The organism is Halovivax limisalsi (assembly GCF_023093535.1).
GTDB classification, from domain to species: Archaea; Halobacteriota; Halobacteria; order Halobacteriales; family Natrialbaceae; genus Halovivax; species Halovivax limisalsi.
Map to the genome: position 1 here is coordinate 1317815 of NZ_CP095757.1, position 19640 is coordinate 1337454.

Genomic DNA, 19640 nt, shown 5'->3' on the forward strand with positions numbered 1-19640 from the left:
GGGTTCCGTATCGGGCGGCTACCGTGTGGCACCGGGACACACGACGGACTAGCGACCGGATACCATTGTTGACGTCTCGACAAGGGACGGTACTGATGAGCACGTCTCCGCGCGTTCTCCTCCTCGACGGTGACGCCGACAACAGTCTCACGATTGCCGCCGAACTCTCCGAGGCGCTCGACGCGACGGTCATCGGAGCCGGAACGATGCCGTTCAGTCGACTGCTTCGCTCGCGGTACTGTGACGAGAGAGTTACGCTCCCGCCGGTGTCGGACCAATCGTACGGGACCGCGGTACTGGACGCGCTCGAACGCCACGGTCCGGACTTCGTCCTTCCCGTCGGCTATCGATCGACGATTGCGATCGCAGAGATTCGCACCGCGATTCCGGACGCCGTTTCGACGTCGCTCCCGTCGGCGTCGTCACTCCGGACCGCTGCGGACAAGGCCGCGACCCGGGAACGAGGGCGCGCGGTCGGGTTCGACGTTCCGGCGGAGTACACCGACGTCGTCTCCGAACTCGACGCGACGGGTCGCCCGCGAGACGGCCTCTCGGCGCTCCCGTTTCCGTGCTTCATCAAGGCGCGTCACGAAACCGGAGACACCACCACGGCGCGGGTCGACCGGCCGGCGGCGTTCTGGGCGGCCTACGATCGAATCGCTCGGCAGGCGCCGAACGGCGAGGTGATCGTCCAGGAGTGTATCGGCGACTCTTCTTCGACGTTCGGCTGTGGGGTCCTGATTCTCGACGGCGAAGTCGAACTGACGTTCGGGCACGAGGAACTCCGCTCGGTCCCCCGCCGAGGCGGAAGCGGGACGCACCTCCGGGTCCACCGCGACGCCGAGTTCGAATCGACCGCCGTCGAACTGCTCGAAGCCTTCGACTGGGAGACGGGCGTCGCGCTGGTCGAGTGCGTGCGGCGGGCCGACGGCTCGTACGCGCTCCTGGAGATCAACCCGAAGTTGTGGGCCTCGTACGCACTGGCGAGCCGGAACGGCTACCGGTTTGCGTCGACGATGGTCGCCGACGCGCTCGGGCTCGACGTCAACGGCGAGCCCGAGCGCGTGAACGGGCCCGACGAACTCGTCTACCCGCTCCGGGAACTCAACTACTGCGCGCGCAACCCCGAGGCGACCGACGTCCGTCGGAGCATCGCGACGCTGGTGCGACCGGAGGCGGCCTGGTCGGTCGACCCGAGCGACCTCTCGGCGTGGCTGACCCCGCCGAGCGATCTTCTGGGTTCCCTCGGCTCGGTTCGTCCGCGGCTCTGCCGGTCGGCGCAGCGAGCGTGCGCCCGGTCAGCATCCCCAGCGGCCGGGGATCACCGGGCGTCGGCCAGCACCGCGTCGTACACCGAGCGGATCCGCTCGGCCGTCCGCCCGATCCGCAGGTCCGAGACGACCTGACGGCCGTTTGACCGCTCGTCCGCGCGGAGCGTCTTCACGAGCGCGTCGACCAGTTCGTCGTCGGCCCCGCAAACGGTCGACGGCGTGACGCCGTCGAGTCGCTCCGCCACGTCGCCGACGTCCGTGGAAACGACGGGGACGTTACAGGCCATCGCCTCTTTGACCACGTTCGGCGAGCCTTCGTACCGCGAGGTGAGCAGGAGCACGTCCGACGCGTTCATCCAGGTCGGCATCTCGTCGTGCGGAACGGCACCGTCGGGGGTGTGGATCCGGATCGGCGCGTCGAGGCGCTCGCGCGCGGCCCGAACGACGCGCTCCGCCCGCGGGAAATCCTTCTCCGGTCGGTTCGTACTTCCCGGGAAGAGGACGTGAGCGGCGTCGGGGTCCCAGCCGAGACGCTCCGCGGCAGCGGGTCGCGGTTCGGGGCGAAATAGATCGAGGTCCACGCCGTGGGGGACGACGGTGTACTCGCACCCGAGTCGCTCGCCCATCGCCTCGGAGACGACGATGACCGCGTCGCAAAACGTCGCACACACCTCGCTCACCCGGCCGAACGAGCCGTAGACGTCGGTTCCCCACAGGGACAGCACGACGGGGACCCGGCGCTGGGCGAGCGCGTGCGGCGCGGTCAACCCGAAGTTGGCGTGGACGAGGTCGTGGTCGGAACGGAGCGTTCGCCGCACCTCGGGAACGAATCGCGCGTAGTTCACCGGCGACCGATAGGTCTCCGGATCCGCACAGTTGGCTTCGTCGAAGACCGACAGGACGTCGCTTCGGACGCCGACGCCTCGCAGCGACTCGACCTGCGTCCGGAAAAACCCGGTCGCCGGGTTCGGAACGAGATTGAGCACCGAGATGGGTTCGCGGGCCGACTGTCGCGACGCGAGCGAGGAGTGAGACGTCATATACTGGGCGGGCAAACGGTCGTCGAGGCCATTAGTAGCGATCACGTAACGGAACTGTCGGTGGGTGTATTCCTTCTCCCGGCGGTCGCCCCGTCTCCGTTCATCCTTCTGCTGCCGGTAGCAAACACTGATCGTTCGATCCAGTTCCGTGACGGCGCGGACGGTGGTGCCTCGGCAATCCGCAGGCCGAGACTACTGAAACGGCGGCACCCGAAACCCGAACGGTCCCAGGTTGTTGACGCGACGATCTTCTCCCGATCCGGATACATCGATGGCCTTGCTGTAATAGATAATACGCCAACCTGTTCGGTAATTATAATACGCTGTATTTCGTAGCCGTCGCTGGAAGCCAGCGTCTCCACTCGTCGCAGGGGACTGCGCTCCTAGAAATGTCCCGGGTGTGGGCGCACCCGAGACGCTTGGCTTCCAAACCCTCACGAGGGTTCTGGCAGCCATGTTACGGAACACACCGCCGAGACAAAAAGGTCTCGCACGCATTCGGTACCGAGAGTCGAATCGCTATCCGCCGTCCACTTTCGTTTTCGGGGATTGGGGGCCGAGGTCCACCGATCGGTCTGTCCGATCGAAGCGGAGGGATCTCGGATGAAATCCGTCGAGCGATCGCGCGCCGGGGCTGGCGATTCGACTCGTCCGCGAGAGTGTTATCGGTGTGACCGTGACGTGGCACCGTCTGCGCTCTTCCGCGTAGCGGTCGAACCGCCGTCGGTGCTCTCGGCGCGGTACGCGCGCTCGGTACGGTTCTGCTGTCCACATTGCGCGGCCGCGATGAACCTCTCTGACTTCGCAGATTGCTGGAAGGCGCACGCGAAGCGGGAGTAGACGAGCGCGAGGTACGATTTCGTGGGGTGCCTTCCGCGTTCGTCCTGTTCACTCGTAGAAGTCAGCGGGATGGTCGACCTCCTCTTTCGGTAAGCCTCTGACAGGATTGTTTAGATTATACTGCAAGTAATCAGATCGTCGCTACCACTGTAAAAGTCCCTGGCGTTGAGCAGAAGCGAAACTTCTGCGATGCTCGCGAGAGCTTGCTCTCGCGGCGTTCTCGACTCCCACGGCTCATTCGCGGCTTCGCCGCTCACGTTGACGCGGCGCTACGCGCCGCGCTCACGCTGTTGTTCGAGAGATCGAAGTGGGTGAAAATCTACCGCCACCATTCGCGTGAACGGATCCGCATAGACAAACGTGTTTTCGCCCACAAACGCACAGATTCGAACGTAGAAACATAATCTACCGATATCGGTTCGAATTGTGGCTTTGACCTATCAGAATGCGACGGAATTTGCCTCAACCCCGGCTGCTTCTTCTACAGTAGTTTCTGTGTCCTCGGTGAGGACCCACGAGTGTTCTTTCAAATCCTCATTCTCGACTGAGGATTTTGCACCCCATTCAATCACGAGTTCCACATCAACAGGTTCGAAGTTAGCGGATAGTTCGTTCACCAGCCATCCAGATATCTTAACTCCCGAGTATACAGAGCTCATAGCTTCTTGTCGCCACGCTTTCTCATAATGAGTTAAACTCTTACCACCTACTTTGAGAGATTCCGCAGCCGTCATCGGGCGAGGGTGTGAGGTTTCTTCACCGTTATGCATGACTCGGATATCGCCAGTCCCATGTCCGTACCCACTCGCTCTGGAAGGAAACTGACGCTCGTTCTCTCCTACGTGAGCGACCTCAACTCCGAATAACAGTAGAGTCGCCCCTGATTGGGCTGTAGTTTCCAGAACCGTGTGACTAGTATCCCAACCAACTTTTCCCGCCGTGAACCAATGCATTGGTGTAATCTCGATTCCCCGATATTCAACGGGATCTCCGAACTCGTTCGTACCACCACCCGTAACGGATTCGAGGACTCCTGAACACCCAGCAAGTCCTATCGAGACCGTTGAGATCGCTGCAGCCAGGAATGCACGTCGGTCCATCACCTATCCTGACACTCGTTAATGATTAATGTTCTTGCTCTATCGAGGAGTATCAATCATCTTCCGCAGGCCTTGACACAGAGAAAGACCGACGACAGCCGAGCACATTTGTTCATGAAATGTGAACGGTTCCTTGATAACTATGGGTGAGACAGAGGACCCCAGATATGCAGTCGAATCGGGTTAGTTTTTGGCGATGGTCACTAATTCGGTGGCTCAAGGACCGTCTTTGTTAGTACCAAATGTGACGCTAATAGGAACCATCGTAGACAGCAGAATAGAGGTCAATCTATATTTTAATCAGAGCTGAGTCGGGTACTGTCTTCCTTTTCGCTTCATCAACTAGCCCAATCGCATCCGCCAACGGGATATACCAACACCCCTCATCTTCGTCGAACCGGGTTACATCAATCATCTTCTGGAACTCCCGGTATACCTCAAACTCCTCGGGTTCCATCTTACCAAGGGAGTAAAAACGCACACGGGGAGCCATTGCATCACCATGAGCCGCATTATGGCACTGTCTGCACAGGGTAATCAAGTTGCTGAACCGGTTCGACCCTCCATTGCAACGAGGGACGATATGGTGCGTATCCAGCTTCACTTCATCTTCTCTCCCACAGTTCATGCATTGATTTTGGTCCCGTTCTCGGATCGCCGTCACGAGGTCTCCAGTTTGACATCCTTTCATGGTTTTTGTGGTTTGAGCACGAGAGTGTGGCCACTCATCGCAGGACAGCTACTTCTCCAATTCATCGTCAAGCGGTCCTGTCGCCCTCTTACTCTCGCGCTCTATGTCAGGAGACGGTGCAATACTTAAAAGAAATACCTGCAACCAAACAGAGGATATATCTATACAAATTGTAAAAGATATTCGTATGGAGCGGTTCAAGGGGGATACTCCTACAATCACGGAAAATGCAGTTCCTTGCAAAGTTACAGAGACTGGCGAAAGGTTTTATTTTACCCCTGGGAACGGTAGAAGCTCAAAGACTCTCGCAACTATCTTTAAAGAACTCCAAACTAATTTAGGACCCTTTAAAGCACCGAGTTCTGGAATTCCCATTGAAGTTGCTAGTAGCGGAAAAGCACCAATTATGGCCTATCTGGCCGTAGTACATGAGAAATCGGATGAAGAAATTGCTGAAGTGATGTCAGTCTCCAAGAGCACAGTCCAACAATACCTGTCCCATATCAAGGCAGGACGGCGAATGCGTTGAGCAAAGTCATTGAGACCATTATATAAATATTATTATACACAGGGAACCTGCTCGACCAAAGTCAGTTTTCAGACGGATTTGTTTTCCGTCTCTTATCACTGGAGACCTATTGCTATCAACCAAATCTGTGAATGTATGGACGATAGCGACCGTACGGAATTCCTCGAAACATTACAATGAAGAGGAGGTGTCGGAGAAAGCAGCCCGACAGTTGCTCGGAGATGATGCGTTTGAGGATAGCCAGAGAAAGCCCGAAGTGCCGAGAGACGCTATCCAGTGACACCACTCGATTCTTACGGAAGACGATTCTGAGTAGTGTCGTATAATACCGCATGATCCGACTTGACGTCGAACCAAACTCTATTTCCTGTCGGCTATGAGCGCTAAAAGGGTGGTTTGGTTTGATGTGAGACGTTGCATGTCGAACATACCTAATATTTCAGAATATACGAAACGCCTATAATACACCTTATCAATCCCACACACAAATTCGAAATGTCGTGTTCCGTGGAGGTGGCTACGAACCACTCATATCTGTCGTTGGATTCTTCGAGGTGGTCAATCTCGCTCTCTTTTTCGGCCATACCAAGCGATGCGGAGGAGTAGGAAATAAAGGTGAGAAGTATATTGTTTCCCGTTACGCCGTAATCACGCCAAATACACTATCACTGCTCATATGTATAGAATTCTGCCCGTTGTTAAATCTACTGAATCAGCTTGAGTTGTCTATTCAGTACGGGATATTGGCTTTTATAACTGGTTAACACCGAAAGGAGTTCACAATGAAGCGTGTTGTAATGGATACAAACTACTGGATTTCTCTAAAACAAGACCCAGACCGGTTCAAATCGTTCTATGAGACTGCATCATCTGACGATGTGCAAGTGTATTTCAGCACGGGCAATTTCATTGACCTCGTCAAGGCCAAAGAACAGGACTTGATGACGAAGATTATCGTAGCGATAGCGGACAAAGTCCTGCCACCCACTCCTGAAAAAGGGCACGAATTCTACGTCAGTGACTATTTTCTCGACATCGTACCGGATGACGAATATCGAGCCACCGTTAGAAGGGAGATTAGCGATTTACCATTGATAGACATCCTCCAACAGGCGTTTCGGGACTCGACTTGGAGTGCAACAGACGAATACTTCGTAGGGATGGAACAGACACGAGACCTCATCGAGGAATGGGGCCATGATAATCTGAAGGGGGTGGCATTCGAGGATTATCTAAAACGTCGTGGTGACCAATATGTCCTCCACGAACACGAGGTCGACATTGTCGAGTACGTAAAGAAGGAGATATACTTTCACCGAGTTTTGATGATGGACCCGAACGAGGCGGTCAAGGAGAATGATGTTGCGGATATGCTTGTTTGTACACAAGCAATCCTCTCAGACTGCGATATGCTCCTTATAGAAGCGAAATGGGCGAATTTAGGACTTGTGGAGGCCGTGACTGAGAATATCGATGGAGAAACCGAGTTGGAAATATACAAGGATTTTGAGGCATTCCATCGGGAGTTGAGGGGAGCGGTGGCCAACACCTAACCCGGTGATTAGGAGTATTAATCAGAATCTTCAATATCGACACCGAGAAGGTCTCGGAACTGAGTTTCTAACTTCAACTTTAGCTCGGGGACTTCATCGGTCGTTAAATCTTCCCAGTTCTCTAGCCACTTCTCCGTCCGTTCCCTTTCCTCAAGCGCAGACTCCTTCCGATCATGTATTCGCAGGAGAGCGAACTCGTGGAACATGTCCCGATATGTCTTCAGGAGGTCATCCATTGTTTCGCAAACATCAGGTGGGAGGTAGATTTTATTGCGTAAGTAATACCGGCGAAGCTCCTCAACAGACTCAGCTGCAATATCCAGTTTCTCGTCTCGGTCAGTTTCGCCCCGGCTTACGATCGGGTCAACCAATATCCGCATATCTTCATCAAATTCAGTTAGTTTACCGTAGAGGTCCTTCATCACGTTCGCTCTTTCTTCGTGCAACTCAGCAAATCTGACTTCTTCACGACTGAGTTCGGCCTGATAGGATTTGAGCTGCTTCTCGAAGTATTGGTTGACTGTGTGCCTTGCAATATATGTGAGGACAGCCGCACCAATAGCAATTAGACCCAAATCACGTATAAGGCTAATAATTAATTCAGCGACCATTTCTCCAGTGCTTCAGAGCTGAGTTAGGTTCTCAGCGTTCCATCTTTCATCTTTCTGTAAGATCTCTACACGTACAACACGCCGTTCCTCTGGTTCAAAGAATGTAACATGAACATCGTATTCTGTTTCCACTACACCATCCATCGTATCTTGTACATCAACGTGTTCAGCTTTATTGAGGGCAAACTCCCTCGGTGCTAACTGCTCTATGAGGTTACCAATTGCTTCTTCGTCATCAGCACCGTAAGCTACTGCCATACTTACGAGTTGAACTGATTGTAATAGTCAGTTTGGGTTTCTTCTTGTAGACTCCCAAACTCAACCTCGTTTTCACCCCTATATCGACCTCAAATCAAGGTAGGTACCAGAACTGAGATAGCGAGTTCGTGTTCCCGTCTCGACAGAGCGACCAAATGACTACGGAGAGCATGAGGAACATCGTTCGAGATCTCGCGACCCACGCCGACGTTACGGTTCACCGTTCAGATGGGGAACCCGCCGACACGGAGGAACTTCATCCGCACGCCTTCCGACACTCGCTCGCGAACTACATGCTGGCCGACGAGGATACACACCTCGTCGATGTCCGAAACCGACTTCGAATCGGTCGGTGACGACGACTGAGAGAGTGTACGACCACTTCCAGCTGCGCTAACTAGACCAGTAACCCGAGAAACTGGAACACGAATCCTCCGATTAGACCGATTGCTGCTATTGACTGATTCCACATCATTTGTTTCTTATTGTCATAACTCTCTGGAGAGTCTGGTATTGGAAGACCCGCCATTCCGCCACCAACTGGGGATATTTTACCAACAGGTGGGTCCCGCTCCGTGTCTTCTGGGTTCTCTCGGTCGACATGTCGATGGTAGAACCACCACATTCGGATTGGTTTCGACGTGAAGAGGTCCACCAACGTTAGATAGTACACTCCGACGATGTTCATCAAGAGGCCGAATCCCGTGAGTATATCGCTTACTGGTAGTTGCATACTATTTCGTGTATTCGTCAAGCTTCGCCTGAATGGATTCTTCGTTCATCTCAACCACCTCACCATTGGGCGATGGTCCCGATGTCGACTGATTTTCGAATTTTCGAGCCCTTATAGACAATCTCCCCCAACCAAAGCTTATACGTTCTGGTTTCTAACCAGTCACTAATGGTTGATTTTCACATCCCTCACGCAGAGGATGCTGAGGAAGCTGAGGAGGTTTACGAGGGGACAGCAAAGTTTGTCGAACAACAGCGTGCGGCGGTAAAGAGAGAGCCTCGGATAAGTCGCATCAAATACTATGTGCCGATAAAGACCAGACATACGATGTGTCCATCGGTGACACCGTACCTCAGGTAGGGGAGCCAGCAATCGCTATCTTCGAATCTGATGATAAGCGATTCGATGTCTTCTATATCTGTACACCACACAGAGCTGTCATAGAGGGAATTCCCATTATGGTCGGTCGTAACAACGTGAGACAGATAGAGTATTTCGATGAGGATTCGTACTAACTGATTCTCATCTTAAGTTGACACCAGGAACGAGTCTCCAACCATTTCCATCGCCGTTGAGCTGTATACACTCTTCTAAAGGAAATGATTATCGGGATATAATATCATTGGTGGCGAATGATGCCCCAGATTACCAATGACGGTAAGAAAATCCTGTCTGCTATAGAGCAAAAGTTGGGCCGGTCCCCTTCAAGCGACGAAATGGAGACTGTTCGAAGAATCTTAGAAGAGAAAGGCTTCCTGAGGATTTCTCAGGGGGCGACCACACGGTACGTCTTCGCACTTCCGAACGACATCATAGCTGGAACCGATAGAGCAGTTTTGAAAATACCAGGAAGAAGAACAGATTTCTTTGAGAGTTATTCCTTGGAACATTTAGGCGCTGACCAGAATATACGCTCAGTATATACAGCAGAATATCTATCGAAGGAAGGATTGGCACCACCCATAATTAGCTATTCTGAACTTGGCTCATGGGTTGTCTATCCCTTCTTAGATGACCTGAGTGACGAACATATGGATGAGTTTGAGCAGAAAGTAGACGAAATCAAATCAATAAATGAGGTCTCTATCGCAACTCAGAGAGAAATGCCTGGGACGGCAGATATAGAAATTCCTGAGAGTTGGGGTGTATATGAAGGTGAAGTTGTCCTGCGAGATCTAGCGAGTGTTGTCATCAGTGAGGATAAAGCGCCTGAATTAGACCTCGTGAAAGACCCTCTCTGGGAATCCCATTAGTCGGCCCTGCTAACGATACCGCTCGTTGATGAAAAGTGAAAAATTCCAGCGGCTGAAAACCTTTTACCCACAGAACAGGGCTGAACGCGCTCATTAGTGGCAAAGGCTTTAAACAACCAAGTGGCAAAAGAGGTACATGGGACTCTGTAAAGAATGCCGAAAAGAGGCAGAGAGTACCACCGTCGAAAAGGGCGAATTTCGGACGTGTGACCGCTGCGGCAAACGATACTAACTATGCCCCTCTGTTCCAAATGCCGAGAGGAAGCAGAGTTCACCTCACTCCAAGGTGGAAAGAGCGCGAAAAACACCGACAATGGTTCGAAAACGTGCGACCGTTGCGGTAAGTCACTCTGATGCCCCTCTGTTCAGATTGTCGAAACGAGGCGGAGGCATCGTGGGATGCTCTCACCGATGCTGAGTGCCAAGCAATCATTTGCGACCGATGCGGAAAGGAAATAGGATAATGCCTCTCTGTTCCGAGTGCCGAGAAGAAGCAGAGTTCTCAATCCGAGTGAATACTGGCGAGGATGATTCCGAAAAACGGTGTGACCGATGTGGGAAGCGAATCTAGCACGGGTCGGATATGCCGGATGAAACTGAAGAAGTGGAGGAGACGGAGACGAGCAACAGAGTAGTGACGATGAGGAGCGTGATGTAATAGACCCATCTGACTTTCCAACACTCCGCCTCACACTCGAAGAAGCACGGCGGAAATATGACAATGAAGAGAGTCGGCGAGATACGGTTGAGAACAAAATTGGGATTGTCGTCACGGTAGATGCACTGCTCATCTCCTTCGGCGCACTGTTCTCCGACCTCCAAGTTCTAGTTCTCGCTGGAGTCCTTACCCCAGCACTCATCTCTGCGGGACTAGGTCTATACACAATCCGCTCCCGCGATTACAAACGACCGGGAAAAGACATCAAAGACTTTTACCAGTATTCAGGATTTGACGACCCTGCTGACCAACAGGAACAACTGCTCCTCGATTACTCAGAGGTGACTTTGACAAATAAGGAGATGAACGACCCGAAGTTCAGACGATTTAACATCTGCATTGCTCTCACGTTCGTCTCTATATTCTTACTGCTGGCAGCACCCTTGGCCTCGCACTTGGGTTGGATAGAATCAGCCATAGACTACATGAGGGTAGTATGCAGTTGATTCCTCCTTCAGGCTGGTAGAGACTGAGAACTGAGTCTCGAAGACCATCACTCTCTTCGACCAATGGCGAGAACTCTAGGCAAGCACAACTGAAGGTCTGAATGAGGCCAATCAGCTACAACCACTTTCAGCGTCAGTATTGGTGGAAATGAGATTATCCTTCAAATCCTTCTGGGGTATTGCCTGTCGGTCGCAATGACTCGGAATCGAGACTCTCCTCAATCATCATTTCCTGAAATAATTCGCTTTCAGTTTCTTCAATGCGCAATTCGCTCCACCCTTCTCTGTCTAAATGGTCATACAATACATCCCGGTCTACCCAAGTGGTAGGGCTCTTGATGGTTCTATCATAGATAGCTTCGTACATATCTTTGGCATCGTCGCTGACCATACCGGACCTGTTCGTTATCGTTCGTTTTAGTCCTGGTTGTTGATGAGTTCAACAGCCTGATGGAGCCATCTCCCTAGGTCATCGGAGAAATGGGGTCTGCAGGTTTCTAGACCTGATTTTCAACACTTGTTTGGTATATCGCGTGCTATAACACCCGTTAAGGAGGAGGACTTATAACATATCCGATCATTGGTTTCGGTATTAAATCTGATACAAATCGGATGGACGATGCACAAACCGAGACTAAGACGCTGATGGGTGGAGATGCTGTCCTTGCCGCAGAAGAAGGAGATGTGGTTCAGTTCCGAGAGGATGAATTGACCGTATCAGAGAAGGGTGAATTCAACGACCACGAGTACATTGTATTGGAAGGCCCACGAGGTGGCAACCACCGTGAAGTCCAATTCGATAGGGAGAATCTGCACCGACCAGATGATGACATCACATCAATCGACCTCAAACTCGAAGTTGAGGAAGAAACCGATGATGAGAAGCTAACAATCGACGTAAGCGACTACAACACCACCGACGAAGTCGGTGAATGGGACATATTGTTCGGTGCTGACGTAGACTCGTCGCTACGCTCCTCGCGTTGCGGTGCGGGAAAAGTGGGCCGGCGCAGATTCGAACTGCGGTTACGGCCACCCGAAGGCCGAAGGATACCAAGCTACCCCACCGGCCCGCAATCGACAGGTGGTGACGGTCGCGTATAATAATTGCGTTGTGCGCCGGCGGACGAGCACCGACGTCACTGCGCTCTCCCTCAGAACCGCTCGTACCCGTCCGTGTCGAGCGCGTGGTGGGCGACCGTGATAGCCTGGTCGGCGTGCAGCGCGACCGGCCCCAGGCGAACCCGCCGATCGGCGACCCGGTCGAGCACCTCGCGTTCCGCGTCCGTGAAATCGCCGTGATCGGAGAGGACGAACGCCGGGTGCTCCGGCAGTGCCCCCTCGACGAGTGGGTCGCCGTCCTCGTGGAGGTGGACGATCGTCGCGTCGGCCGCGAGCGCGTCGAGGGTCGCCTCGAAGCCGCGCCGATAGACCTCGAATCCCGGACTCGGTTCGGCGGGCAGCGCGCCGATGGCCTCGTCGCGGTGCTCGAGCGCCGTCCGGATTCGCGCGGCGGTCGAGCGCTCGTCCGGGTTCAACCGGCGAACCGCGCCCCCGTCGACGACGATCGAGAGTTCGTCCTGCAGGACGAGGTGAACGCGGACGTCCTCGCGGATTCCGTGCGAGCGTAGGAGCGCGGCCGTCAGGGATCGACAGAGGGCGTCGAGGCGACCCGCCCCGCCGGCGAGGTCGTCGAGCGAGAACGACGGCGCCGTCGGCACGTCGTGGCCCAGGCAGACGAACTGGCGCATACGACCCGTCCGACCGGTCGGCGTATATGTGCCACGGTGTCGAGGTGTGGCGGTGTCTCGATGCCGGGGGACGATCGGGTTCGGTCCCTCGGACTCTCCGTTCCCGATCGGACTCGGTGGCTCTCGTTTCGGGATGCGCACCCGACGATGATATTTCCCACCGAAATTACTATTTCATCGCAGCGTGATGGTTCACGAATCGGATGGAGAACCGGTCGTGGGTGTTCACCGGCCTCGTGATCCTTCTGGCCAGCGGGTGCTGGATCGTCGTCGAACCGGGGGCGGTAGGGTCGGCGACGTCGGTGCCGGCCGCATCGGACTCGCAAACCGCCGCTGGGGCGGACCTGACGGTCGCCGAGGCCGGCGATCCGGGCCTGCCCGGGTCGACGTACGACGCCGTCGAGATCGACGCGATCCTGCTCTCGGTCGACCTCACGACCGAGGGTACCGCCGACTGGCGCATCGAACACCGCGTTCGCCTCGACGACCCGAACGCGACGGCCGGCTTCGAGCGCACCCGCCGGGAGATCCGGCAGAATCGATCCGCGTTTCGCGTCCCGTTCGCCGAATCCGTCCGCGCGATGGCGACGACGGCGCAGGCGAAGACGGGCCGTGCGATGGTCGTCGAGAACGTCACGGTGGAGGCCTCCCGGGAACACCTTCCACGGGAATACGGCATCGTCGCCTACGAATTCCGGTGGCACGGCTTCGCCGCGACCGGCGACACGCTTCGGGCCGGCGACGCCCTCTCCGGGCTGTTCCTCGACGAGGTGACGACGCTGGCGATCGGCTGGCCCGAAGCGACCGAACCCGTCGAACTCGCTCCGGACCCGGCGACGAGGCGGGACGGTGGGGCCGTCTGGCGCGGCCCGCTCGAATTCGCCGGCGGCGAGCCGCGGATCGTCCTCGCGTCGGACGCGCGCTCGTTCGGATCGGACTACGCCGCGCCCCGGAGCAACGATGCCGCCCTGGCGCTCGCCACGGCGGGGGCCGTACTCGGGAGTCTCGCTGTGGCGTTCGTCTTGCGCCGTCGGCGCAGGAGGGGGAAGTCCGACCCGACGCGGGAGCAACCCGAGGGCGCGCCCGGGACCGGGGAGCCGGCGCACGTCGCGGAATACGCCGACCCCGAGAACGCGACGGGATCGAGCGGTCGCGATTCGGGGGCCGTCGACGAGTCGCAGTCGGCCGGTCCAACCGAGGCCGGTCGGGCGGCAGCGGCCGAGTCGGGGCGGGGGACGGCAACCGCATCGCCGGCGGGAGCGGACGCTTCCGGCGAACGGACCGATCCTGAGTCCCTATTGAGTAACGAGGAGCGCGTCCTCGAACTCCTCGAGGAGCGCGGCGGGCGGGTGAAACAACAGGACGTCGTCGCGGCCTTCGGGTGGTCGGAGACGAAAACCAGCGAGGTCGTGGGCGAGCTTCGAGCGGCGGACGCCGTTTCAGTCTACCGCCTCGGGCGGGAGAACGTGCTCGCGCTCCCCGATGTCGCCCGCCACCGCCCAGACGGGCCTCCGGACGAAGCGACGGGTGACCGCGAATGAACGGGGACGGAATCGACGAGGCGCGTTCCGACGCGAGTTCACGGCGGACAGCCGCGCGCGAGTCGACGGCTGGCTCCGACGATCCGAAGGCCGATCGGGGCGGCCCGTGGTCCGGAGGGCGGGTCGGTCGTCGCAATTTCCCCTCACGACGTCGGGGGCGCGGATCGATTCGGGGACGCCCACGCGCGATCCTCGTTCTGGCGATCGTTTGTCTCCTCGCTGGACAGGCGCTCACGGCCGGGATCGCGGTTTCGGGCGACGCCATCGGCGTCGGAAGCGAGCCCTCGACCGCCACCGCAGCCGGCATCGGCGCCAACGCGTCGACCGACGCCGTGGCCGACGATCTCGAACCGGGTGCGCAGCTCGCGGCCGTCACGGCCGGCCAGGCGGCGTCGATTCGGGAGCGCGTCGACCGCGCGAGCTTCGGGGCACGCCTCGAGGAACCGAGGGCCTCGGTCGAACGGGCTGCCGTCGTGGATCGCGAGCTCGGCGACCTCGAGCGGCGGTTGACGGCGCTCGAACGGCGACACCGCTCGCTCGACGAATCGGGCCGGGACGAACGCGTCGGGGCTGGAACCGACACCGCCGGGAGAGCTGCGATCGGGTTCGAGGCCGAGTCCATCGAGGCACACCTGGCCGTCGTCGAGGCGGCAGCCGGGGACCTTCCCGCCGACGTGCGCTCCGCGCGCCGCCTCGACGAGCGGATCGATGGGCTATTCGGCCGCCTCGACTCGCTTCGAGCGCGGACCGGCGATGCGGTCGCTGCCGTCGAGGCGGCCGGTCGTCCGATCCGAACGACGCCGATTTCGGCGCCGAACGTGGCGGCGGCGATGGCACGGCTCGGGACGGAAGAACGCTGGTCCGTCGCGGAACTTCGCTCCGAGCGAATCGACCTCCACGTTCGGGCCGCCAACGGCACCGCACTGCGGTTCGGGATCGAAGGCGCCGGGAGCGATTCCCAGCGGGTCGAACGGGGTGCGATGGCCGATCCGACGGTTCGCGTCCACACCGATTACCGCGTCATCCGCGCCCTGGAACGCGGCGGGGATCCAACCCGGGTTTTGCGCGAGGGGTTGGCGGCCGGCCGGATCGCGATCGACGGCGTCGGCCTGCGCTCGTCGGTGAAGTACGGCGTCGTGGCGTACGTCGCCGGGGAGTGACGCGAATCGGGTGCCGTCCGACGGGCGCCTCTGTCGCTGGAGCCGGTCCGATGCGGACGTCGGTGCCGATTCGCGGGAGCGTTCGAGCGAGCTGTGGCCGATCGACCGTCACGTGGTGCGGCTGGATCGACTCTACGCCCCGGCGAGGCGAGACCGACCCGGGCGGGACACGAACGTCTGCCATGGCTCCTCGAAAAATCGAGTGTCACACCGCACTGGCCCGTCTGGACCGCGTCGGCGCCAGGCGCCGACCCGTCAGTCCCGCCGGACGGCCCAGCCGATCCTGCTTCCGACGCCGGAACTCCGGACTGCAGTATCACACCCGGGGCGACGGTCCGACGTCACGGAGGGCCGAACGGGTCGTCGTTCAGCGGATCGTACCTGTCGAGGAAGGCGTGTTGACTCACCGGACACCAGGCGAACTGGCCCATCGGGACGTAATCGTAGCAGTACGACGGGAGTTCGGCGACGTCGCCGTTCCAGTCGCCGGTCCACACGAGGGTGCCCACGGCCGGCTGCCCGAGTCCGTCACCGCCGTCGCTCGGCTCGACCGTGACGGACGTCGCCTGGAGATCGTCGATGGCGACGTCGACGGAACCCGATCCGGAGCCCTCGACCGCCTGGGCGAGCGGCCCGAGTTCCATCTCGCACCTGATGACCAGTGGCTCGGTCGACGGACCGTCCCAGCAGTCGGGTTCGTCTGGATCGTCCCAGCGTTGCTGCACCCACTCGCTGGGATCGAAGTCGACCCGGTCGATCTCGGGATCGACGGACAACCGGCCGAGTTCGCGCTGGTCGTCATCGAAGCGGACGACGACGTCCCGGTCGGCAGGCTCGTCACTCCCGACGGCGAACGCGAGCGTCAGTTCGAGCGGCTGCTCGCCCTGGAGGCGTCGATCCTCGACCCGGTAGTCGAGCGTGAGGATGTCGTCGAGCGCGGTCGGGTCGTCGGCGACGAGCACCGACGTCGGCCCGCGATCGCCGAGACTCACTTCGTAGGCGTCGGCGCGGTCGTGGTCGACGTCCTCGAGGGTTGCAACGTCGAACGTGAGTTCGCAGTGGAGGTCCCAGCCGTCGTCCTCGTTCCAGCCGAATTCGCACGGGAATTCGACGTCCGCCGCCGCACCGAGTTCGGTGGGCTCGAACGCGACCGTTTCGTCGCCCGGCCGAACCGTCGCCTCCCCGAGTTCGCGTTCGGTGCCGTCGACCTCGATCGCGACGTCGAACGCGGTCGGCGTCTGGCCCGACCCCTGGTACAGCGCACGGAGTCCGAGGCGCTCGTCCGCCGTGACCGTCGGATCGTCGACCGAGTACCAGCGCAGTACCGGGGCCTCTCCGGTCGTCGCGTCGCCGTCGCGCGTCGACGCGCGGTCGTTCCGAGCATGCGTCTCGTCGGCCGCGTCTCGGTCGTTCTGCGAGTGCCGCTCGTGGGACGCGTCGGCGACCGAACCGTCGGTCGTGACGGCCTCGTCTTCGGCGGGCTGTTCGATCGGCTCGATTTGATCCATCGCCCCCGTGGGCGAAGCGAATGCGCCGGCCAGCGTGGCGACCGCGAGGACGCCACCGACCAGCGCGAGCGTCGTGAGTATCGTGATCTGTCGTCGCATCGCGTCCGTCGCTCGGCCCGGCCGAGGTATATAAATAGCCGGCACGACGGCCGAATCCGGACGAATCCGCCCCGTTCCCCTCGAATCCGGGTCTATCGATTCGGGCGGTTTCGGCCAACATCCGGAGAACGGGCGGTTGAACGGTCGGAGGATTAAAATACCCCTCCCGCGCCCGGCGTTCGGTCCGGAGCACGATTCGAGACTGTCGCGGATCGTCCGTTCGGACGGGCGACCACGCGCCCGACAGTACGCCTGGCCGGCCGGAGCGCCGATGGTTTCCGGGGTCCGACCGGACCGTGATAGGCCCTCGCGGGTTGCATACACAGGGATAATCGGTATCGGTGGTGTCGACGACGACTGCTGGTATGGCGATAACGGAGCTGCGCGAGGACGGCGTACTGGGCCGATTACGGGGCGAAACGTGTCCGGCGTGCGGGGACGGAACGCTCGTCGTCGAGACGTACAAGGACAACCGGGCGGTGGTGTGCGAGGCCTGCGAGACGCCCCGAGCGCAACTGTGGTGAGCGAGCGAGGCCGACCGAGACGATCCGCCGGAACGGGTACGACCGGCCGGACGAACCGACCGAACGGACAGCTGCGTCCCGTCGGGGAGCCGATCCCGGGCGCACGCGGCCGGGTCGGCAGCCGATCGACCGTCATCTCGGGGGCGACCGGCCGGCGGGCATCCGGCTGATCGCAACTCGGATCGCCAGCGACGGCGTCCCCGGATCGAAACCCACGTCCGTCCCGACCGCCTCCGGTCGCCCATGCCGACCGCCTCGAACGACGGCGTCTCGCTGTTCTACGCGGTCGAGGGCGACGGTCCGCCCGTGGTCTTCGTCGCGGAGGCGGGTCTCGGCGGGTGGTCCTGGGGCTGGCAACACCGGGCCGTCTGCGGCCCGTATCGCAGCGTCGTCTGGGACCTCCGCGGGACCGGCCGGTCCGACCGACCGCCGGGGCCGTACGCGCTGTCGACGCTCGTCGAGGATCTCGAGACGGTGCTTCGGGCCGTCGACGCCGGGAACGCCCACGTCGCGGGCGCGGGCCTGGGCGGCGCGATCGCGCTGCGGGCCGCTCGCGAGTCGACCCGCGTCGAGTCGATCGCGGTGATCGGGACGCCCGCGCGGGCCGACGCCGTCGACGGCGACGCGCTCGTCGTCGATCGCGACAGGTCGAACGCGCTCCGGGAATCCACGGAGGCTATCCTCTCCAGGGAGTTCCGGTCGGCCCAGCCGGACGTAGTCGACGGCATCGTGGAGTGGCGCCGCGACGGCGACGCCGACGCGGCCGGGACCCGCGACCAGCTCGCCGCGCTCGAGGGCTACGACGCCACCGACTGGGGGTACGAGGTGACCCAGCCGGTCCTCGTCCTCCACGGCACCGACGACGCCGTCGTCCCGGTCGAGTCGGGCGAGCGACTGGCCGACTCGCTTCCGCGGGGGGAGTTCCGCCCGATCGACGGCGCCGGCCACCTCCCGCAGATCGAACGATCGCGGGCGCTCAACGACTACGTGCGCGGCTTCCTCGAGGATCGAGCGGACGAGTGAGCGGCGACCGGGCCGCGGGCGGCCGACGCCGACCGACGCGGACAGCGGTTCGGCGATCGCGTGCCGTCCGGACTCGATTCGAGCGCTCGACCGGCACAAGACCTATTGGTCACTCGGAGCGTACATCGCCACGAATGCGACGACCGCGACTCGCGATGCTCGACGCCAGCCACGGTGACGAGAACGTTCCCCGGAACTTCCGGCGGGAACTGCCGGCATCGCTCGCCGAGTTCGACGTGACGGCGGGCGAACGGCCGCCGGGGTACGAGTTCGACGGCGTCGTCATTACCGGCTCGCGCTCGTCGGTCTACTGGGAGGAAGAGTGGATCGACGAGACGAAAGCCTGGGTCGACGGCGCGATCGAGGCCGGCCTCCCCTGTCTCGGCGTCTGCTGGGGACACCAGCTGCTCGCGACCGTCCTGGGCGGGCGGGTCGCCGACATGGGCGTCTACGAGATCGGCTATCACGAGATCGAGCGGACGACCGACGACTCCGTCCTCCTCGACGGCGTCGACGAGACGTTCGTGGCTTTCACGACGCACACGGACGCCGTCGTCGAGCTGCCGGCCGACGCCGTCGAACTCGCCAGGAACGAGTACTCGAACCACGCCTTCCGGGCGGGCGACGTCTTCGGCGTCCAGTTTCACCCCGAGTACGACGCGAAGAGCGCCCGCGACCTCACGATGGAGAAGGATCTCTCCCCGGATCGGCGCGAGGCCGTGCTCGACGGAATCACCGACGAGGCCGTTCGACTCGCCGCCGAACCGAAGCGACTCTTCGAGAACTTCGCGGCCTACGTCGAGCGCGTCTCCCCGGCGACCGAGGGCGCCAGCGCCCGCGCCACGTCCGGGCCGGAGTCGCCGGAATGAGCGGGCCGGCCGCGAGTCGTCCGCTCGGGGCTCGCTCGGAGCAGCGGCTGCGGGTTCTTCGCGGACGGGGACGCGAGTCTCCGAGCGGGAGGTCGCGGTCACCGCGACGCCGCTCGCCGGAG

19 protein-coding genes, 1 tRNA gene and 1 pseudogene are annotated in these 19640 nt (G+C 59.7%); 10 read left to right on the plus strand and 11 right to left on the minus strand.

Going from position 1 to position 19640, the window contains the following annotated elements; translation table 11 throughout:
* Positions 1-95 precede the first annotated feature (95 nt).
* Complete coding sequence (locus MXA07_RS05880; RefSeq protein ID WP_247731117.1) at positions 96-1406, plus strand: ATP-grasp domain-containing protein; 1311 nt, start codon at positions 96-98, stop codon at positions 1404-1406.
* On the opposite strand, the gene MXA07_RS05885 is transcribed toward MXA07_RS05880, so the two are convergent.
* From MXA07_RS05885 to MXA07_RS18235, 4 genes and pseudogenes are all read right to left on the minus strand, one after another.
* Positions 1322-2311, minus strand: a complete 990-nt coding sequence (locus MXA07_RS05885) for a glycosyltransferase family 4 protein (RefSeq protein WP_247731118.1) — start codon at positions 2309-2311, stop codon at positions 1322-1324. The two genes, MXA07_RS05880 and MXA07_RS05885, sit on opposite strands and share 85 nt — an antisense overlap.
* A 1280-nt stretch (positions 2312-3591) precedes the next feature.
* Positions 3592-4251, minus strand: coding sequence for a hypothetical protein (locus MXA07_RS05895; protein ID WP_247731120.1), 660 nt, complete (start codon positions 4249-4251; stop codon positions 3592-3594).
* 289 nt (positions 4252-4540) lie between these two features.
* Positions 4541-4744, minus strand: a complete 204-nt coding sequence (locus MXA07_RS05900; RefSeq protein WP_247731784.1) for a hypothetical protein — start codon at positions 4742-4744, stop codon at positions 4541-4543.
* Between the two features lie 21 nt (positions 4745-4765).
* Positions 4766-4942 (minus strand): annotated as a pseudogene (locus tag MXA07_RS18235) (HNH endonuclease); the annotation flags it as partial.
* 103 nt (positions 4943-5045) lie between these two features.
* On the opposite strand from MXA07_RS18235, the gene MXA07_RS05910 reads away from it, so the two are divergent.
* Entirely contained in the window at positions 5046-5471 is a 426-nt protein-coding gene (locus MXA07_RS05910; RefSeq protein ID WP_247731121.1) for a helix-turn-helix transcriptional regulator, read from the plus strand.
* A gap of 431 nt (positions 5472-5902) precedes the next feature.
* Here MXA07_RS05910 and MXA07_RS05915 read toward each other — a convergent pair whose 3' ends face one another.
* A complete protein-coding gene (locus MXA07_RS05915; protein WP_247731122.1) occupies positions 5903-6055 on the minus strand; it encodes a hypothetical protein in 153 nt (50 codons plus the stop codon).
* A 213-nt stretch (positions 6056-6268) separates the two neighbouring features.
* Between MXA07_RS05915 and MXA07_RS05920 the strand changes: the two genes are divergently transcribed.
* On the plus strand, positions 6269-7024 hold the full coding sequence (locus MXA07_RS05920) for a hypothetical protein (protein WP_247731123.1): 756 nt from the start codon (positions 6269-6271) through the stop codon (positions 7022-7024).
* 17 nt (positions 7025-7041) lie between these two features.
* On the opposite strand, the gene MXA07_RS05925 is transcribed toward MXA07_RS05920, so the two are convergent.
* Entirely contained in the window at positions 7042-7635 is a 594-nt protein-coding gene (locus MXA07_RS05925) for a hypothetical protein (RefSeq protein ID WP_247731124.1), read from the minus strand.
* A gap of 12 nt (positions 7636-7647) precedes the next feature.
* On the minus strand, positions 7648-7893 hold the full coding sequence (locus MXA07_RS05930) for a hypothetical protein (RefSeq protein ID WP_247731125.1): 246 nt from the start codon (positions 7891-7893) through the stop codon (positions 7648-7650).
* A gap of 128 nt (positions 7894-8021) precedes the next feature.
* On the opposite strand from MXA07_RS05930, the gene MXA07_RS18280 reads away from it, so the two are divergent.
* Both MXA07_RS18280 and MXA07_RS05935 read left to right on the plus strand, forming a co-directional pair.
* Positions 8022-8249, plus strand: a complete 228-nt coding sequence (locus MXA07_RS18280; RefSeq protein ID WP_425492196.1) for a site-specific integrase — start codon at positions 8022-8024, stop codon at positions 8247-8249.
* A gap of 1009 nt (positions 8250-9258) precedes the next feature.
* The gene (locus MXA07_RS05935; RefSeq protein ID WP_247731126.1) at positions 9259-9879 is read left to right on the plus strand and encodes a protein kinase family protein; all 621 of its coding nucleotides are present in this window, start codon (positions 9259-9261) and stop codon (positions 9877-9879) included.
* Between the two features lie 1318 nt (positions 9880-11197).
* On the opposite strand, the gene MXA07_RS05940 is transcribed toward MXA07_RS05935, so the two are convergent.
* The 3 genes from MXA07_RS05940 to trmY form a co-directional block, all read right to left on the minus strand.
* Positions 11198-11434, minus strand: a complete 237-nt coding sequence (locus MXA07_RS05940; RefSeq protein WP_247731127.1) for a hypothetical protein — start codon at positions 11432-11434, stop codon at positions 11198-11200.
* A 609-nt stretch (positions 11435-12043) separates the two neighbouring features.
* A tRNA-Pro gene (locus tag MXA07_RS05945) sits at positions 12044-12116 on the minus strand.
* An 81-nt stretch (positions 12117-12197) separates the two neighbouring features.
* A complete protein-coding gene (gene trmY, locus MXA07_RS05950) occupies positions 12198-12794 on the minus strand; it encodes a tRNA (pseudouridine(54)-N(1))-methyltransferase TrmY (protein ID WP_247731128.1) in 597 nt (198 codons plus the stop codon).
* Between the two features lie 203 nt (positions 12795-12997).
* Between trmY and MXA07_RS05955 the strand changes: the two genes are divergently transcribed.
* The gene (locus tag MXA07_RS05955) at positions 12998-14335 is read left to right on the plus strand and encodes a helix-turn-helix transcriptional regulator (protein ID WP_247731129.1); all 1338 of its coding nucleotides are present in this window, start codon (positions 12998-13000) and stop codon (positions 14333-14335) included.
* Positions 14332-15495 (plus strand): hypothetical protein, encoded by a 1164-nt coding sequence (locus MXA07_RS05960; RefSeq protein WP_247731130.1) that lies wholly within the window; start codon positions 14332-14334, stop codon positions 15493-15495. The genes MXA07_RS05955 and MXA07_RS05960 overlap by 4 nt, the downstream gene beginning before the upstream one ends.
* Positions 15496-15836: 341 nt before the next feature.
* Here the strand turns inward: MXA07_RS05960 and MXA07_RS05965 are convergent, their stop codons facing one another.
* On the minus strand, positions 15837-17102 hold the full coding sequence (locus MXA07_RS05965) for a hypothetical protein (RefSeq protein ID WP_247731131.1): 1266 nt from the start codon (positions 17100-17102) through the stop codon (positions 15837-15839).
* A 365-nt stretch (positions 17103-17467) separates the two neighbouring features.
* Here MXA07_RS05965 and MXA07_RS05970 point away from each other — a divergent pair, with 365 nt between their 5' ends.
* The 3 genes from MXA07_RS05970 (at position 17468) to MXA07_RS05980 (ending at position 19518) form a co-directional block, all read left to right on the plus strand.
* Positions 17468-17626, plus strand: a complete 159-nt coding sequence (locus MXA07_RS05970; RefSeq protein ID WP_247731132.1) for an HVO_A0556 family zinc finger protein — start codon at positions 17468-17470, stop codon at positions 17624-17626.
* Positions 17627-17869: 243 nt separating this feature from the next.
* Positions 17870-18649, plus strand: coding sequence for an alpha/beta fold hydrolase (locus MXA07_RS05975; RefSeq protein ID WP_247731133.1), 780 nt, complete (start codon positions 17870-17872; stop codon positions 18647-18649).
* Between the two features lie 134 nt (positions 18650-18783).
* Positions 18784-19518, plus strand: a complete 735-nt coding sequence (locus MXA07_RS05980) for a type 1 glutamine amidotransferase (RefSeq protein ID WP_247731134.1) — start codon at positions 18784-18786, stop codon at positions 19516-19518.
* The last annotated feature ends 122 nt before the right edge of the window (positions 19519-19640 follow it).

Bases quoted from the DNA above. Each gene is read 5' to 3' on its own strand.
- MXA07_RS05880 (WP_247731117.1), top strand. From the start codon at position 96: ATGAGCACGTCTCCGCGCGTTCTCCTCCTCGACGGTGACGCCGACAAC.
- MXA07_RS05885 (WP_247731118.1), bottom strand. From the start codon at position 2,311: ATGACGTCTCACTCCTCGCTCGCGTCGCGACAGTCGGCCCGCGAACCC.
- MXA07_RS05895 (WP_247731120.1), bottom strand. From the start codon at position 4,251: ATGGACCGACGTGCATTCCTGGCTGCAGCGATCTCAACGGTCTCGATA.
- MXA07_RS05900 (WP_247731784.1), bottom strand. From the start codon at position 4,744: ATGGCTCCCCGTGTGCGTTTTTACTCCCTTGGTAAGATGGAACCCGAG.
- MXA07_RS05910 (WP_247731121.1), top strand. From the start codon at position 5,046: ATGTCAGGAGACGGTGCAATACTTAAAAGAAATACCTGCAACCAAACA.
- MXA07_RS05915 (WP_247731122.1), bottom strand. From the start codon at position 6,055: ATGGCCGAAAAAGAGAGCGAGATTGACCACCTCGAAGAATCCAACGAC.
- MXA07_RS05920 (WP_247731123.1), top strand. From the start codon at position 6,269: ATGGATACAAACTACTGGATTTCTCTAAAACAAGACCCAGACCGGTTC.
- MXA07_RS05925 (WP_247731124.1), bottom strand. From the start codon at position 7,635: ATGGTCGCTGAATTAATTATTAGCCTTATACGTGATTTGGGTCTAATT.
- MXA07_RS05930 (WP_247731125.1), bottom strand. From the start codon at position 7,893: ATGGCAGTAGCTTACGGTGCTGATGACGAAGAAGCAATTGGTAACCTC.
- MXA07_RS05935 (WP_247731126.1), top strand. From the start codon at position 9,259: ATGATGCCCCAGATTACCAATGACGGTAAGAAAATCCTGTCTGCTATA.
- MXA07_RS05940 (WP_247731127.1), bottom strand. From the start codon at position 11,434: ATGGTCAGCGACGATGCCAAAGATATGTACGAAGCTATCTATGATAGA.
- trmY (WP_247731128.1), bottom strand. From the start codon at position 12,794: ATGCGCCAGTTCGTCTGCCTGGGCCACGACGTGCCGACGGCGCCGTCG.
- MXA07_RS05955 (WP_247731129.1), top strand. From the start codon at position 12,998: ATGGAGAACCGGTCGTGGGTGTTCACCGGCCTCGTGATCCTTCTGGCC.
- MXA07_RS05960 (WP_247731130.1), top strand. From the start codon at position 14,332: ATGAACGGGGACGGAATCGACGAGGCGCGTTCCGACGCGAGTTCACGG.
- MXA07_RS05965 (WP_247731131.1), bottom strand. From the start codon at position 17,102: ATGCGACGACAGATCACGATACTCACGACGCTCGCGCTGGTCGGTGGC.
- MXA07_RS05970 (WP_247731132.1), top strand. From the start codon at position 17,468: ATGGCGATAACGGAGCTGCGCGAGGACGGCGTACTGGGCCGATTACGG.
- MXA07_RS05975 (WP_247731133.1), top strand. From the start codon at position 17,870: ATGCCGACCGCCTCGAACGACGGCGTCTCGCTGTTCTACGCGGTCGAG.
- MXA07_RS05980 (WP_247731134.1), top strand. From the start codon at position 18,784: ATGCGACGACCGCGACTCGCGATGCTCGACGCCAGCCACGGTGACGAG.